Origin of the sequence: Enterococcus sp. FR204 (assembly GCF_031143325.1) — a bacterium.
In the GTDB taxonomy this organism is placed as follows: Bacteria; Bacillota; Bacilli; order Lactobacillales; family Enterococcaceae; genus Enterococcus_B; species Enterococcus_B faecium.
On the sequence record NZ_JAKZIW010000008.1, the window covers coordinates 22,895 to 39,970 of the forward strand.

11 protein-coding genes are annotated in these 17,076 nt (G+C 39.8%); 6 read left to right on the forward strand and 5 right to left on the reverse strand.

The window, feature by feature from the left end:
• Positions 1 to 104: 104 nt before the first annotated feature.
• The 3 genes from RG571_RS03550 (at position 105) to RG571_RS03560 (ending at position 6,483) form a co-directional block, all read left to right on the forward strand.
• Positions 105 to 1,052 carry an NADP-dependent oxidoreductase gene (locus RG571_RS03550; protein WP_202765112.1) on the forward strand — a complete coding sequence of 316 codons (948 nt, stop codon included), beginning with the start codon at positions 105 to 107 and terminating at the stop codon, positions 1,050 to 1,052.
• Between the two features lie 305 nt (positions 1,053 to 1,357).
• On the forward strand, positions 1,358 to 4,063 hold the full coding sequence (locus RG571_RS03555; RefSeq protein ID WP_258430414.1) for a YhgE/Pip domain-containing protein: 2,706 nt from the start codon (positions 1,358 to 1,360) through the stop codon (positions 4,061 to 4,063).
• Positions 4,064 to 4,659: 596 nt separating this feature from the next.
• Positions 4,660 to 6,483 (forward strand): APC family permease, encoded by a 1,824-nt coding sequence (locus tag RG571_RS03560; RefSeq protein ID WP_002294202.1) that lies wholly within the window; start codon positions 4,660 to 4,662, stop codon positions 6,481 to 6,483.
• Positions 6,484 to 6,580: 97 nt separating this feature from the next.
• Here the strand turns inward: RG571_RS03560 and RG571_RS03565 are convergent, their stop codons facing one another.
• Genes RG571_RS03565 through RG571_RS03580 form a run of 4 tightly spaced genes read right to left on the reverse strand, consistent with a single transcriptional unit; the run spans position 6,581 to position 9,989 of the window.
• Positions 6,581 to 7,258 (reverse strand): ABC transporter permease, encoded by a 678-nt coding sequence (locus tag RG571_RS03565; protein WP_002329722.1) that lies wholly within the window; start codon positions 7,256 to 7,258, stop codon positions 6,581 to 6,583.
• Positions 7,255 to 8,172 (reverse strand): osmoprotectant ABC transporter substrate-binding protein, encoded by a 918-nt coding sequence (locus tag RG571_RS03570; RefSeq protein ID WP_002298332.1) that lies wholly within the window; start codon positions 8,170 to 8,172, stop codon positions 7,255 to 7,257. Before RG571_RS03570 ends, RG571_RS03565 begins: the two co-directional genes overlap by 4 nt.
• Positions 8,169 to 8,810, reverse strand: a complete 642-nt coding sequence (locus RG571_RS03575; protein ID WP_114634825.1) for an ABC transporter permease — start codon at positions 8,808 to 8,810, stop codon at positions 8,169 to 8,171. Before RG571_RS03575 ends, RG571_RS03570 begins: the two co-directional genes overlap by 4 nt.
• Positions 8,811 to 8,813: 3 nt before the next feature.
• Positions 8,814 to 9,989, reverse strand: coding sequence for a betaine/proline/choline family ABC transporter ATP-binding protein (locus RG571_RS03580; protein WP_258430416.1), 1,176 nt, complete (start codon positions 9,987 to 9,989; stop codon positions 8,814 to 8,816).
• A 216-nt stretch (positions 9,990 to 10,205) separates the two neighbouring features.
• Here RG571_RS03580 and queA point away from each other — a divergent pair, with 216 nt between their 5' ends.
• Both queA and RG571_RS03590 read left to right on the forward strand, forming a co-directional pair.
• A complete protein-coding gene (gene queA / locus RG571_RS03585; RefSeq protein ID WP_002293403.1) occupies positions 10,206 to 11,237 on the forward strand; it encodes a tRNA preQ1(34) S-adenosylmethionine ribosyltransferase-isomerase QueA in 1,032 nt (343 codons plus the stop codon).
• 863 nt (positions 11,238 to 12,100) lie between these two features.
• Complete coding sequence (locus tag RG571_RS03590) at positions 12,101 to 14,740, forward strand: cation-translocating P-type ATPase (protein WP_308947772.1); 2,640 nt, start codon at positions 12,101 to 12,103, stop codon at positions 14,738 to 14,740.
• A gap of 226 nt (positions 14,741 to 14,966) precedes the next feature.
• Here the strand turns inward: RG571_RS03590 and RG571_RS03595 are convergent, their stop codons facing one another.
• A complete protein-coding gene (locus tag RG571_RS03595; protein ID WP_258430417.1) occupies positions 14,967 to 15,665 on the reverse strand; it encodes a DUF975 family protein in 699 nt (232 codons plus the stop codon).
• Positions 15,666 to 15,884: 219 nt separating this feature from the next.
• On the opposite strand from RG571_RS03595, the gene tgt reads away from it, so the two are divergent.
• On the forward strand, positions 15,885 to 17,030 hold the full coding sequence (gene tgt, locus RG571_RS03600) for a tRNA guanosine(34) transglycosylase Tgt (protein ID WP_002294183.1): 1,146 nt from the start codon (positions 15,885 to 15,887) through the stop codon (positions 17,028 to 17,030).
• Positions 17,031 to 17,076 lie beyond the last annotated feature (46 nt).

Below are 17,076 nucleotides of genomic sequence, written 5' to 3' on the forward strand. Positions count from 1 at the left end.
AAGACAACTATTTTGTTTTGAATCATGCGCCAAAACGAAAAGACATTTTTTTTGTCAAAATAAAGGCATAAACGTAAACTTAAAGAAAAAGGGAGATGGTGACCATGCGAAGATTTGCAATTAACGGTTACGGAGAAGCACAAGATGTTTTTGAAGAAATCGATGCTCATCCCAGAGAAGTCGGTTCTGGACATGTTCGTGTAGAAATAAAAGCATTCAGTGTGAATCCTTATGATGTTGCCTTGCGTTTAGGAGAAATGAAAGAGATACGAACATTGAAATTCCCTTATGTACCAGGTAATGATGGCGCTGGTATTGTGACAGAGATTGGTTCAGATGTCACAACTGTTCATGTAGGTGATCGAGTAGCTGTCCATGCAGTCGGCGGGACTTACGGAGAAGAAGTCGTGTTGCCATCAGCAAAAGTAGCAAAAATTCCAGATAAAATGAGTTGGGAAGAAGCAGCCGGAATGGTCACGCCAGGAATTACGGCTTATAATCTAATCAACCATTTGACGGAAATCCAGCCGACAGATACTGTAATGATACTAGGAGCATCAGGTGCGGTCGGGTCAAGTCTGATCCAGCTTCTCCATGAAAAGGGAATCCGAATCTTAACCAGTGCATCCAGTAAAAATGAGGAAAAGGTAAAAAAATTAGGAGCTTCAGCATTTGCTGCTTATGATAAAACAAATCCAGGTCTGCAATTTGCTGATCAGGCAGACCTTGTAATCGATGCGACGAAAGGAAGTATCAAAGGAGAAACCGGCATCCAGATCATGAAACCAGGCGGCAGGTATGTTGCATTAAATGACCTCCCAGATCTAGATTTGCGGCAAAAAAAGGAAGGCTTTTATGAATCGTTTGTTCCAAGAAAGGAATATCTAGATGCAGAAGCCTTTGCTGGCATAATCAAAGCCTACCAAAAAGGAGCCTTTCATGTTTTTATTTCAATGAATCTGTCTGCTTCACTTAAGCATGTCATCCAAGCACATCAGCTAGTTGAAGGACATCCTTCTGCTGGGAAAATCATCCTGTCATTCGAAAAATAAGAAATACAGGAATAAAAAACGAAAAAAGCTGAAACATTTTTGTAGGGGAAAAGACAAAAAATGTTTTAGCTTTTTTGCGTATACGTATAATAGATAAAAACTTTGGCATAAAATTATCTTTCCCTTTTATTTCATGATAAAGTAAAGGCTGTAATCCTTAATTATTTCTCAATATGTAAGAGATTACAATGAGACAATTGCCGTGATATGTCCAAAAATTCGACTTTTTTGAAAAAAGCCGATTGAAAAAAGTATGAAATACATGGTAAAGTAATTCAGCTGAAAAAAGAAGAAGGGGGAGAACTATGCAGTCAATCAAAAATACGCTTCGATTATATTTGCTTGACTGGAAACGGATTTTCAAAAACCCGATTGCAACACTTCTGATCATCGCGATCATGATCATCCCTTCGCTATATGCGTGGTTTAACATCAAAGCATTATGGGATCCATATGGAAATACTGGAGAGCTGCCAATTGCTGTTTACAGTGCAGACAAGCCAGCAGAGTTTCAAGGTAAAGAAGTGGCCATTGGGGAGCAAGTCATTGAATCGCTTCATAAAAATAAACAATTAGGATGGCAATTCGTTGATTCAAAAGAACAATTAGAAGACGGAGTCCGTTCCGGAAAGTATTACGCAGGTATTTACTTGCCAAAGGATTTCTCAGAAGATCTGCTGAGTTTTACTAGTGGTGATATCAAGAAACCAAAAATCGAATATACGGTAAATGAAAAAATCAATGCGATTGCACCGAAAATCACCGATAAAGGAGCAAGTTCGATCCAATCGCAAATCACAAATGAATTTATCAAAACAGCCAGTTCGACTTTATTGAAAGTATTCAATGAAATAGGTTACGACATCGATACGAACCTAGTAAGTATCAATAAAGTCAAAGATATGATTTTATCAACAGATGAAAATTTGGACACGATCGACGGCTACACAAAACAAGTCCTCGAATTACAAAGTCAACTACCTGAAATCAAGGAAAAACTGAATAAAGCAAATGAATTCGTGGATTACATCCCTAAAGTAGATGAGATGGGTGAAAAAGTCGTTGCATTGAATGACAAAATGCCTGAATTGAAAGACCAAGCAAAAATCATCCTTGATTTGCAAGAAAAAATCCCAGAGATCCAAAATGCCGGTAAACAACTAGCAGAGATCGACGGTGATTTTGCTTCGATCCAAGAGACAATGAATCAAGGAATTGACGAAGCAAAACAAGGCTTGACGATCATCCAACAAGTACAAGATATCTTGCCAGATGTGAAAAATTTAGAAAACCAGGCAAGTGATCTAGCAAACCAAACAAAATCAGGTGCCTCTCAACTGAAAGATGCGATACCAAGCATCACAAACAGCGTAGATGTCACATTGAAGTCAATTGGACAAGTGGCAACAACGACAGGTTCGTTAATAGATACTGTAAGAACAGCTATTGAAGATGGTAAGCTGACTGATGATGAAAAGAAAAACATCAGCAATGTATTGAACGGCTTTATTGACGGAATATCTCAACAACAAAATGCAATCGATAAACTGGTCGAGTTCCTGACTAAATTGCAAACAAGTGCTGGAAATACGAAATTACAGCCAATTATTGATCAGCTAAATCAATTAAAACCCTTGCTAAGCAATCTGCAAAACCGCCTATCTGCTTTGAACACAGCTGTTCAAAATGAAGACACGAAGGCTATTGATGAATTGCTAGATCAAATTGAGGTCGTTGTTAATAATATCAATGGCATCATTGCTGGTATCAATACAGGTCAAATCAGTTCCACTGTCACTTCTCTACTAGACCAAGTCATCGATACGATTGGGACTGCACAAGGGGTGCTAAGCAAAGCGGACCAGATCGATTTTGAATCTCTGCTAAGCTCAACGAAAGCAACTGTAACGAATGCAGTGACAATTTTAGAAAAATATCAAAAAGAAATGCCTGCAATTGGACAAGAAATCCATGATGCCAATACAATGCTGAATGGAAATATGGATACCATCGTCAATGGCATCAATGAAGGGGCAGACCTATACAACAATGAATTACCGATCCTTCAGCAAAAATTAGGATTGGCCGCTGATTTTATCCAAAATGATTGGCCAACACTAAAAAATGAAATCACCGGTACATTGACAACAGTAAATGAAAAAATGCCAGAGGTCGAAACAGCTGTGAACGCTGCTGCGGACTTGATCAACAATGACTGGCCAAATATCAAAGCTGGCATCCAAAAAGCAGCAGACGCGATCCGAAAAGGCGAACAAGAAGTCGATCTAGGCGAAGTCATCAAATTATTGAAACTAGATGCAACAAAAGAAAGTGACTTCTTTACACAACCTGTTGAGCTACAAACCAATGCGCTTTATCCAATCGCAAATAACGGTTCAGCTAGCACCCCGTTTTATACTGCACTATGTCTGTGGGTCGGCGCTGTTCTTCTTTCAAGTGTTGCTACGACAGAATACTATTTAGGAAAGAAAGACCGAAACAATTTTACGAAACGAGAACAATTCGTTGCTCGTATGCTGACATTTTTGACAATGGCGATTGCGCAAAGCTTGATCGTTACATTAGGGAATATTTTCTTACTAGGAGTAGATGTCCAAAATCCGGTCTACAGCGTGTCATTTGCTGTCTTGATCGCCTTAGCGTTCATGATGATCGTCTATGTCTTGGCTGCATTATTCGATAATGTCGGTAAAGGGATCGCTATTATCATCTTAGTACTGTCGATCTCTGGCGGAGGCGGGAACTATCCGATCCAAGTCTCAGGGAAATTCTTCCAAATGATCAATCCGTTCTTGCCATTTACTCATGCGGTAAACTTGTTACGGGAATCTGCAGGAGGAATTTATTGGCCAAATGCTACGAAAGCAATCTGGATCATGATCGGTTTGTTTGTTGTCTTTGGAATCGTAGGAACGGCAATCTATCCATTCATCGAAGAAAAAATGACGAAATTCAAAGAAGCGGCGCATGAGAGCCATATTTTTCATTAAAAAAAGAGGTTGTGAAATCAGCGTTTTGACCTGAGTATTAGAGAAAAAAATGGAAAAATAGTTCCTCATATTTTGCCGTTTTTTGAGCTAATGCCGAGGGTCAGCTGATTGAACACCGTGTACCAAGAGGTTGTAAAAAATCTGCTCTGCATCAAGTAATAAGAACGACCAAATAAAAACAGCTTCTTATGTTTTTAATTTGGTTGGGCTTATTACCGCAGATGCAAGCTTTTAAACACCGTTTATCAAGAGGTTGTGACAACTGCGCTATGCTTCGAGTAGTAAGAATGATGGGTAGAAAACAACCTTACATCTCTCTTTCAAAAGTTAAGATATCAAAAAGGATAGAACTTGATTTTCTAAGTCAAGTTCTATCCTTTTATTATAGAATTCAAAGAAAAAGCCCATAAAAAAATGTTAGATTTTTGCTGTATTAAAGCGTTTGAAAAAGCGCTTGATATTTTTCTGTTTTTTTCCAATTATTTTCTTAAAGTTTATTGACTTTTAAGGTCAGTGAGCGTACTATAACATCTTGTTTACTATAAATTTTCGACTATAAAACTTGAAGTAAAATTGTGTGTAAAGGAGTTTAGAAATTGGATTACTTAAAAAGGTTGTTAGTAGGTAAGCCTTTAAAATCTGCTGAAAATGATGAGCACAAATTAACCCGATTTGCTGCTTTGGCATTATTGTCGTCTGATGCGTTATCATCTATTGCATATGGTACGGAACAAATCGTTGTCGTTTTAGTCGCTTTGTCTGCTGCAGCCATCTGGTATTCGCTACCCATTGCCGCTTTTGTTATTATTTTATTGATTTCATTAACGCTATCATATCGTCAAATCATCCATGCTTATCCTCATGGCGGGGGAGCATATGTCGTCAGCAGTGAGAATCTTGGAAAGAATGCTGGCTTGATTTCCGGTGGCTCTTTATTGATCGACTACATGTTGACAGTAGCAGTATCTGTCTCAGCAGGTGCTGAAGCGATCACATCAGCGGTGCCAGCACTCTACGGTCATCAAGTCGCTATTTCTGTGACAATCGTTTTGCTACTGATGATGCTGAATCTTCGTGGTCTGAGGGAATCTGCATCGTTCCTGTTATTTCCGGTGTACACATTTATCCTTGTGATCTCGTTACTGATCGTTGTTGGTTTATATAATATCGTGACAGGTGCTGTGCCATTGCAAGCTACTGCACTTCCAGGAGCGGCTGTGCCGGGTGTTTCTATCGCTTTGATTTTACGAGCATTTTCTTCTGGTTCTTCCTCTTTAACTGGGGTGGAGGCGATTAGTAATGCTGTACCATTCTTTAAGAAGCCAAGAGCAAAAAATGCCGCTGCTACATTGACGATGATGGCATTGATCTTAGGTTTCTTCTTCGTGGGGATCACATTTATCAACTATTGGTATGGGATCGTTCCTGAAAAAGAAGTCACTGTTTTGTCTCAAATTGGTAAAGCTGTCTTTGGACATGGTATTTTGTATTACGTCCTTCAATTTGCTACAGCGCTGATTTTAGCAGTTGCTGCTAACACCGGTTTTTCTGCTTTTCCAGTTCTTGCATACAATCTGGCAAAAGATAAATTCATGCCTCACATGTATCAAGATCGTGGGGATCGACTAGGCTATTCCAATGGGATTATCACACTAGCGCTAGGTTCGATCGTATTGCTGTTTATTTTCCATGGCTCAACAGAACGCTTGATTCCGTTATACTCTATCGGCGTGTTCATTCCATTTGCTTTATCTCAAACAGGGATGGTCGTCAAATGGAAAAAAGAAGGAAAAAGATGGTTAAGCAAGTCGATTGCCAATATTACAGGTGCGTTCATCTCATATGCAATCATTGCGATTTTGTTTGTCTATCGGTTAGGGGACATTTGGCCTTTCTTCATCATTATGCCAATCGTTATGTTCATTTTTTATAAGATCCATGATCATTATAAAAAAGTAGCAGAACAGCTTCGTTTAGAAAATGATGCAAAACTACATGATTATGACGGGAATACCGTTCTTGTATTAGTCGGAAATGTGACACGGGTAAATATCGGTGCGTTGAATTACGCACGTTCGATCGGTGATTATGTCGTTGCGATGCATGTTTCGCTAGACGAAGATGTCGAAAAAGAAAAAGAAATCGAAGCAGAATTTAAAAAGCATTTCCCAGATGTCCGTTTTTCAATCGTCCACTCTTCTTATCGCTCGATTGAAAATCCAATTATCCGTTATGTAGATATCGTAAGTAAAAATGCAGCGAAACAAAACTATACAACTACTGTGTTGATTCCTCAATTTGTACCAAACAGACGCTGGCAGAATATTCTCCATAACCAAACAAGTTTGCGGTTAAGATTGCGATTGTCTTGGCGTGAAAATATCGTTGTCAGCACCTATAGCTACCATTTGAAGAAATAAGTCCATCAAGAATCTGGGACACAAAGTAGTTTATTGAATATCATTTAAATAAAAAAGGTCGTAGCGCTCAAGCGCCACGACCTTTTTTTGCCTTGATTCATTCTGTCTGCGATTTTTTTGAAGCAGGATCTAGCCGTCTTTCCAAAATACCTAAAAGCCAGTCCGTGATAATCGCCATTAATGCAGTTGGCAATGCACCTGCTAAAATAATCGATGTGCCATCTGTTGCATTGGTTCCTCGGATAATGATATCTCCAAGACCACCAGCACCGACGAATGCACCGATCGCGGTTATCCCGATGGCAACAACTAACGCGTTTCTTATGCCTGCCATGATAACAGAAACAGAGAGTGGTAACTCTACCATGAATAGTCGTTGTCTAGCAGTCATCCCCATGCCTTTGCCGACATCAAGGATGTTTTTGTCTACTTGGATCATCCCGGTATACGTATTCTTGATGATCGGTAAGAGGGAATACAAAAATACAGTAACAATCACGACATTGACTCCCAGGCCTAATCCAATGATTAAAATGGAGATCATGGCTAGAGAAGGGATCGTCTGGATGATATTCGCCAAACGAATCACCCAGTTTGCTAATTTACGTCTCCTAGAAATCATGATCCCAACCGGAATCCCGACAACTGCTGCAAAGAGGACACCATAGATAGAAATCAGGAAGTGACGGATAAATTGTGCAAAGATATAGGAGCCATTTTCCTGGAAATAATAGAAAAATTGTTGAAAGACATTCATTTTATCCAATTGCTTCACTTCCCTTCAAAATAGTGGTTTTCTTGTAAGAAACGTTGTGCTACTACTGATGGTTCCACTAGATTATTATCTGCTTCGTAGTTCAATTCCTGCATTTTTTCCGTACTGATGGTATGACCTAACTTATTTAAGGCTTCTTTTAAATGAGGCGTATCAGCTAATATCTTGTTGTCTACAACTGGAGCAGCATCATATGGTGGGAAGAATTGACGATCATCTTCCAACATGACTAGATCATAACTGGCGATCCGTCCATCCGTAGAGTAGCCAAGAACAATATCCATTTTTCCTGCTTCGACTGCGTCATAAACAAGTCCAATCTGCATAGGTAATATCGAATTAAAAGAGAAGCCATAAGTTTCTTGGAAGCCGTCATAACCGTCTCCTTTACGATTGATCCAAGAAGTATCTACACCAGCTACTAATTCATCCGCTACATTTTTCAGATCGCTGACTTTAGATAGATGGTATTTTTGTGCGGTGTCTTTTCGAACAAGAAAGACATACGTATTTTCAAAACCATAGGACGGGAACCACGTTTGATCGTATCTTTTCTCAAATTCATCTTTCACGGTAGCAAACGCTTTTTTCGGATCTTTTTCAGGAGGAAGGTTCAATGTAGTCGTTAAATCTGTTCCTGTGTAGCGAGCCGCTGAAATTGAAGCATCTCCGTTCATCATCGCTTGATGGTTGATAGTTGTGGTAGCCAGATTGTTGATGATTGCGGTATTTTTATCTGTATAATGTTCAACCATTCCGGCAACTAGGCTTGCTAAGATCTGTGCTTCTGAAGTGATTCCACCTGTGATCGAAATGGTGTCTTCATCTGTATTGCTGGCAAGACCAGGGAAGGAACAACTCGCAAGTATAAGAAGAGAGAAAAGAACCATGGTCATTTTTAGTATACGTTTCATTCTTCATTCTCCTCTCTAAGTGCGATCGGTGTCAGCCGATGTTCCAAGAGACCTAGAAGCCAATCAGCCAATAGTGCTAAAATTGTTACAGGGATCGTACCTGCCAAAATGAGATCTGGTTGGTAATTATTCAGTCCACTAAAAATCAAATCGCCTAAACCACCAGCGCCGATATAAGAGGCAAGTGTAGCCCATGCAATCACGTAAACGGCAGCTAAACGAATACCAGCCATGATCGTTGGCATAGCAATGGGCAATTCAACGGAAAAAATGGATTGGAACTCAGTCATCCCCATGCCTTTTGCCACATCCCGATAATTCCAATCGATATTTTTCATCCCAATGTACGTATTACGTAAAATCGGCAATAATGAATAAATAAAGAGTGCGATAATCGCAGGTAATTTACCTACGCCAAATAGCGGGATCATCAATGCCAATAAAGCAAGAGAAGGGATTGTCTGCAAGGCACTGGTTAAGCCAATCACAATCGTGGCAGCTTTTGGAAAACGTGTCAGTAAGACACCAAGCGGTACAGCAATGATGATACCAATGATCAAAGCAAGTCCCGAAATATAAAGATGTTCAAAACCTTTTGAGAGAATTTCTGAACCGTGCTGATGAAAAAACTGCTGCATAGGTCAGACCTCCTTAGATTCTTCAGGAGTAGCTGACTCTGCAACATCAGTAGTTGCGGGATCTTCTCCCCAAATCACATCGTAGACGATATCCACTAATGATGCACGAGTCAGGATACCTACGACTTTGTTCTGTTCATCAACGACCGGCACGTATTTCAGTCCGCGTTTTAAAATGCGTTGCAAGGTATCACGAAGATAGGCGGATTCTTTTACGTAAAAAACATGTTTATTCAAAATGTCGCCGACACTGGATACTTTTCCTCGCTTTTTATTCAACGTTTCTACATCGATAAATCCTTTTAATACATTCGAATTATCGGTAACTAACAACGTATCTACACGTTTTTCCCTCATCAGTTTGATTGCTTCTTGTAATGATTTTTCCGGTGTAATCGTGATTGCTGTATTTAGCATAACTTCTCCGACTCTTGTCGCATTTGGCTTGGCTTGTAGTAGGCGATCTTCTCCAATCAACTCTTCTACGAAATCGTTTGCAGGATGACGTAAAATATTTTCTGGTGTATCAAATTGGATCACACGGCCTTCACTCATGATGGCGATACGGCTTGCTAGCTTAATCGCTTCATCCATGTCATGGGTTACAAATACGATCGTTTTTCCCAAGCGCTCTTGTAAATCTTTGACAAGGTCTTGCAAAGAATCACGAGTGATGGGATCAAGCGCACCGAATGGCTCGTCCATCAAGATGATATCTTGATTCGCTGCAAGGGCACGAACGACTCCAATACGCTGCTGCTGCCCACCAGATAATTCATGTGGGTAGCGATCTAACATCTCACGGGGCAATTCCACAAGATCAATCATTTTTTCAGCTGTTTTATTCCGTTCTTCTTGACTGACTTTCAACAATTTTTGGACAAGAGTGATATTTTCACGGATCATCATGTGAGGCATCAATCCAATACTTTGGATAACATAGCCGATCTGACGTCGCAATTCCACTGGATCAATTTCTTGGATGGATTTTCCATCAATCAAAATTTTCCCTTGTGTTGGATCAGTCATTCGGTTGATCATCCGCATCGTCGTCGTTTTTCCGCTTCCGCTCGTACCGATAAAACAAATGAACTCACCCTTTTCAAATGAAAGATTGACGTCCTCTACAGCGACTTTTCCACCTTTATAAATTTTTGACACATTTTGAAATTCAATCATGGTGCCACCTCTTTTTCTATTTTCAATGAAGAACTATCTATTACTAGTATGCCTAAAAGAACGCTAGATTACAAATGAGGTGTATTTTTTTGGGCGCTGAGTGTTTTTGATGAAAATAAAAGGGACAGAGTCAAGAAAAATCAGTCGCCGTTTTTTGCCAATTCAGCACGAAAAATGGTAGAATGATTGAGCACATGATAGAAAGTGAGTGACGATATGTTAACAACAGAAGATTTTGATTTTGACTTGCCGGAAGAGTTGATCGCACAAACACCATTAAAAGACCGCGATCATTCTCGTTTACTTGTTTTGGATCGGAAAACTGGAGAAATGAAAGACAAGCATTTCCATGAAATCATTGAAGAATTACACCCTGGTGATGCGCTAGTCATGAATAATACACGAGTTCTGCCCGCTCGTTTATATGGAGAAAAACCAGATACTGGTGCTCATTTAGAAGTCCTTCTTCTAACGAATACAGAAGGAGATACGTGGGAGACATTGATCAAACCTGCGAAACGTGCTAAAGTTGGGACAAGAATCTCTTTTGGTGATGGCAGATTGCAAGCAGTAGTGAAAGAAGAATTGGAACACGGCGGACGGATCATTGACTTTGAGTATGAAGGAATTTTTCTAGAGATTCTTGAATCGTTGGGAGAAATGCCATTGCCTCCATATATCAAAGAACGTCTGGAAGACCCAGATCGCTATCAAACTGTCTATGCGAAAGAAAATGGTTCTGCTGCAGCGCCAACAGCGGGATTGCATTTTACGAAAGAACTGCTTGATGAGATTGAAGCAAAGGGTGTTGAATTAGTCTATCTGACACTACATGTAGGGTTAGGTACATTCCGACCTGTCAGCGTAGATAAAATTGAAGAACACCATATGCATAGTGAATTCTACCGTTTGACGGAAGAAGCAGCTGAGCGATTGAACCAAGTACGTAAAAATGGCGGGAAAATCGTGGCTGTCGGAACAACTTCAATTCGAACATTAGAAACGATTGGGACGAAATTTAATGGAGAAATCAAAGCAGACAGCGGATGGACTGATATTTTCATTACGCCTGGCTATGAATTCAAAGTGGTAGAAGCTTTCTCAACTAATTTCCATTTGCCAAAATCGACTTTAGTCATGTTAGTTAGTGCCTTTGCAGGAAGAGAATTGACTTTATCTGCTTACCAGCATGCGATTGACGAGCGCTATCGTTTCTTTAGTTTCGGAGATGCGATGTTCGTGAAATAAGACTGGTTAGAACGATCGTACTATGAGTATTAAAATGTCAAGAATATCTCCGTAAAAACAAAGAAAAAAGCTGCCAATTTTTTAACTGGCAGCTTTTTTCGATGCTTCTATTCGCAGATAATTATGCAGTTGCGTTTCTGCTTTGAAGCACGTGTTATTACTAGAAACTTCATTAACGAGTAATAACATTGAAGAAGTTAAGAACTATCTTTATGATACACCAACTTTTCAGCGACAATCGATCAATTTTTGTATGAAAAATGTAGTAAAATGCAAGTTAAAAGTTAAGAAAAATGCGTACAAATAAGAAAAAGCCGAGCTCTCGATAAGCTCGGCTTTCTTGTATCTCGGAAGGATTCAAATAAACAGAAATGATTGTAACTTTCCATCATACATGCAAAGCACGGTGTTGAATTTCTTCATGTTAAACAAAAATTTTGTTTTCGTTACATCTTCAACATTTGAAACATCTCTTGTTCCTATTCAATTTTCAGACGTTTACGTTATTCAATTGTTACGTATCGCATTACTTCTTGTTTCGGATACTTCGTGATCCAAACATCCATACGCATTCACTATTTATAGTTTTGTACTCTACACGCATGTCTGGGTGAAACCTGTACTTCTAACAACTTTGTTTGCTTACACTGTTCTATCGAGAAATTCTTCTGTTTATTTGATGGTATCCTCCTTCCTTACATCTATATAATAGCATCTTTTGGTAGCGTTTGCAAATGTAAGTGCTTTGGATTTTATACTTTCTTAACAAATAATCAATAGGCCCTTTGTTTGAAGTAATTAAAAAAGATGTTATAGTAAAATTAGTACCTTTTTTTGTACGAAGATTTTAAAGGAGGAATAGGATGGAAGAATACAAGCAGACAATAGAAGAAGTAAGGAAGGTAACGGAAGCAGATCCAGATACTGGGTTGTCTTCACAAGAAGTGGATGAACGACGAAAAAAGCAGGGATTGAATAAATTCGATGAGGCACCAAAAGAATCAATGATCAAAAAATTCTTTCGAAGCTTGTCGGATTTTACAACGATCATCCTTCTTATAGCAGCGGTGATTTCCTTTTATACTGCATTTGCTACAGAGCATGGAGATTTATTTGAAGGACTGTTGATCATCGCTATCGTTGTGATCAACTCGGTATTGTCAATCGTCCAAGAAGGAAACGCAGAAAAAGCACTGGAATCCTTGCAAGATATGAATAAACAAACGGCAACTGTCATACGTGATGGCAAAGTGACCACTGTTGAGTCAGAGCAACTGGTGGTTGGGGATATTCTTGTTTTAGAGTCCGGTGATGCTATTTCTGCCGATGCCCGTTTGATCGAAGCATACCAATTACGTGTAGAAGAATCGGCGCTGACTGGAGAAAGTGAAGCAGTCGAAAAAGATGCAGCATTCGTCGCAAAAGAAGATGAGTCATTAGGTGACCAACTCAATATGGTATTTAAAGGATGTACGGTTGTTGCAGGTCGTGGGAAAGCCATCGTCACGGCTATTGGTATGGCTACTGAAATGGGTAAGATCGCGGATCTTTTGAACGAAAACACCATGCAAAAAACACCTTTACAGGTCCGATTGAATCAGCTAGGCAAACGAATCAGTATGATCGCTTTAGCGGCTGCGGCTTTAGTATTTGTGATTGGCGAACTGCAAGGAGAACCACTCCTTGAGATGTTCATGACTTCGATTTCCTTGGCTGTTGCAGCTGTACCGGAAACCTTGACTGTTATTGTTACGTTGACACTTGCATACGGTGTGCAGAAGATGGCGAGGAAACATGCGATTATCCGGCAGCTACCAGCAGTAGAGACGCTAGGAACCGCTAATGTTATCTGCTCAGACAAAACAGGAACGCTGACACAAAATGAAATGCGCGTCCGCCAAGTCTGGAGCAAAGACGATGAAGTAACGAATATCGAAGACTCAATGACGAACAGCGCGATGGAAATATTGAAAATGGCTGCATTATGTACAGATGTGACGTTCGAACAAGAAGACGATGATCTTGTTATCAAAGGTAATCCAACAGAGGTAGCCATCGTTAGGGCTGTTGAAGAGAATTATCATACAAAAGCAGAATTAGAAGAAAAATATCCACGAGTAAACGAGCTTCCTTTTGATTCTGAACGAAAAATGATGACAACGGTTCATCAAATGGGTGAAAAATACATCTCAATCACCAAAGGAGCATTCGATGTTCTGGCTCCGCGCTTTAGTTCAGGCGATGTAGAACAAGCAGCAATCGTTAATGATCGTTTCGGTAAACGGGCACTGAGAGTGATTGCTGTTGGTTATGCTACTTATGACGAAGAACCGCAAGATATTTCTTCTGAAGCGTTGGAAAAAGACTTACATTTGATTGGTCTGATCGGAATGATCGATCCGCCGCGTCCAGAAAGTAAAGGAGCAATCAAGCGAGCGAAAAAGGCCGGCATCAAAACAGTCATGATCACTGGAGATCATGTGGTAACTGCCAGTGCCATAGCGAAAGAATTAGGTATCTTGAATGATCTGTCAGAAGCACTCTCAGGATCAGAACTGCATCAATTATCAGACGAGGAATTAGATGCGCGTGTCAAATCTCTCTCTGTCTATGCTCGGGTAACGCCAGAAGATAAGATCCGAATCGTCAAATCTTGGCAACGTACGGGTGCAGTCGTAGCGATGACTGGTGATGGCGTGAATGATGCACCAGCGTTGAAAGCAAGTAATGTCGGATGTTCCATGGGGATCACAGGTACAGATGTGGCGAAAAGTGCCGCAGATATTATTCTGACGGATGACAACTTTGCGACGATCGTCGATGCTGTCAGTCAAGGACGCTCAGTTTATCAGAATATTCGTAAAGCAATCAACTTTTTGCTAAGTTGCAATATTTCGGAGATCTTTATTGTTTTGATTGCGATGCTGTTAGGCTGGGGAGTGCCAGTCACAGCTGTACAACTACTGTTTGTCAATGTAGTTGCCGATGGACTTCCAGGATTTGCATTAGGAAGAGAACCAGCAGAACACGGCATCATGGATCAGCCGCCTATTCCGAAAAACGAAGGAATCTTTGCTCGAGGTTTATTGCAAAAAATCGCCATAAACGCAGGGGTCTTTACCATCGTAACACTGTTTGGTTATTATTTAGGTAGTTATGTCGATACCATCAGTCCATGGGTAGACGCAAGTCAGCATGTCGGTCAAACAGTTGCATTCTTGATCTTAGCTTATTCATCAATTTTGCATGTGTTCAATGTACGCAGCAGTCAATCGATCTTCAAAGTCAATTTAGCAACCAATAAAGCGTTGGTAGAAATGGCGTTACTGGCATTAGCTATTACAACAGCTGTTGCTTTGCTGCCATTTACGCAAGAACTATTCGGCCTAGTACACATCAGTTTGAATCACTGGTTCTTGGTAGGGATTTTGTCTATCGTACCAATCGCGGTCAATGAACTGATCAAGTTCCATCGATTACCGGAAGCAGAAGAAGAGGAATGATCAACTGTTTCTAAGTTGATTTTCTTTTTACTGGAACTATACAAAAAGGAGGTGTGACATGAATGTTGTCACACCTCCTTTTTGCTAATGGGCTGAATGTTTCTTTTACTGCCTTTCGATAAACGGTGTTCTCCTGCCAACCCAACGGTCACAAGTCACGATATTCATCAAACATGAGAAACTGTTTTTTGTGACTCGGAATTAAACGGCAGGTTCACACTCTCTTTTAAATATCTTTCGGCAATTGTTCATAAAATGCTGCTTTTGTTGCGGAAATATATGGGCTGAGCCATAGATAACCGATACCAGCAGTTGCTAATGCTAAGATATGCCAGCCGATAAATGAAAGATCTAACCAGAAAAGTTTTCCTTTGTAACCATCCATCAATTTTCGACTTGCGGTGATCGTATCCAGTACTTTAGGCGTTTGACCTGTTTCTTGGACGATATCATAATAGATAAAATAGCTTTGAGAATAAGAATAGCTTTTAATGATTCCAGGAATAACTAATAGCAAACCCCATAATGTTGTAAAGATTGAAATCAGTACAGCTAAGCCGATCACTCCGCCGATAAACAAACCTTTGAATCCACGAAATGCATCTTTGAATGGTTCGATCTGATCTTTTTGTCCACGTAAAATATCAAGATAAGTCCAAGAAATACCGCTCATGAACAAAGCGCTAATGATGCTGGAAATAATTCCGCCACCGCCTCCTGAACTACCGCCTCCTGAAGTTGTCGCATCTGAGACGCTCGCTGATCCATCATATATGGTGGTGGCAAATAAGATAATAGGAATCATAATAAGAAGAATAGCAGCAATACCAATCAATGTAGGGATTAGATTTAGTAAAACAGCTTGCCCCCAACGTCCTTTTAAACTCTCTTTTGCTTGGCGTTTTAGTTCTGCAGAAGATTGCATGATTTTTCCCTCCTTTTCTTTAATAACACCAATATACCATGTATAAAAAAATATTTCTGTCATAATGTTTTTCTTTTTTTTTTGTTATTCATAAAAAAAGGATAAAAAAAAGAATATTAAATAAAATAGAAGGAAGCCGAGGGAACTTGCAAAAAGCACTTGAAACGATTATGATGGTGGGAGTTGTCAAGATATTTTATATAGAAAGTAGGGAAATGAATGACGCAACCTGCCATTCGCTATCGTTTAATCAAGAAAGAAAAACATACTGGCGCGCGTTTAGGGGAATTGATCACGCCACACGGAACTTTCCCCACACCAATGTTCATGCCAGTAGGAACATTAGCTACAGTAAAAACAATGTCCCCAGAAGAGTTGAAAGAAATGGGTGCTGGCGTTATTTTAAGTAATACATATCATTTATGGCTACGCCCTGGTGAAGACTTAGTAGAAGAAGCTGGCGGACTGCATAAATTTATGAACTGGGATCAACCGATTTTAACAGATTCAGGCGGCTTTCAAGTTTTTTCATTAAGTGATATGCGGAATATCGAAGAAGAAGGCGTGCATTTCAAAAATCACTTGAACGGTTCACGTATGTTTTTATCACCAGAAAAAGCAATCAACATCCAAAATAAATTGGGCTCTGATATCATGATGAGTTTTGACGAATGTCCACCATTCGATGAAAGTTACGACTACGTGAAAAAATCAGTAGAACGTACGTCTCGATGGGCAGAACGAGGATTGAAAGCTCATGCTAACCCAGACCGTCAAGGATTATTTGGAATCATCCAAGGAGCAGGATTTGAAGATCTTCGTCGTCAAAGCGCGAAAGATCTAGTCGGGATGGATTTCCCTGGTTACTCAATCGGCGGGTTATCTGTCGGGGAACCTAAATCAGAAATGAATCGTGTATTAGAATTCACTACACCGTTGATCCCCGAAAACAAACCACGTTACTTGATGGGTGTCGGTGCTGCTGATTCATTGATCGATGGTGTTATCCGTGGAGTAGACATGTTTGACTGTGTCTTGCCTACTCGAATCGCTCGAAATGGCACATGTATGACTTCTCAAGGTCGTCTAGTAGTGAAAAATGCGAAGTATGCTCATGATTTCCGTCCAATTGATGAGAAATGTGATTGTTATACATGTAAAAACTATACACGTGCCTATATCCGCCATTTGATCAAATGTGATGAAACATTTGGGATTCGTTTGACTTCTTACCACAATTTATACTTCTTGTTGAATCTAATGAAACAAGTACGTCAAGCAATCATGGATGATAATTTGCTTGAATTTAGAGAAGCCTTTTTTGAAGAATACGGGTTCAATAAAGAAAACGCAAAAAGCTTCTAAAGGAAAATCTTTTAAAAATTAAGTAAAAAACTAGTGTTAGCAGCAT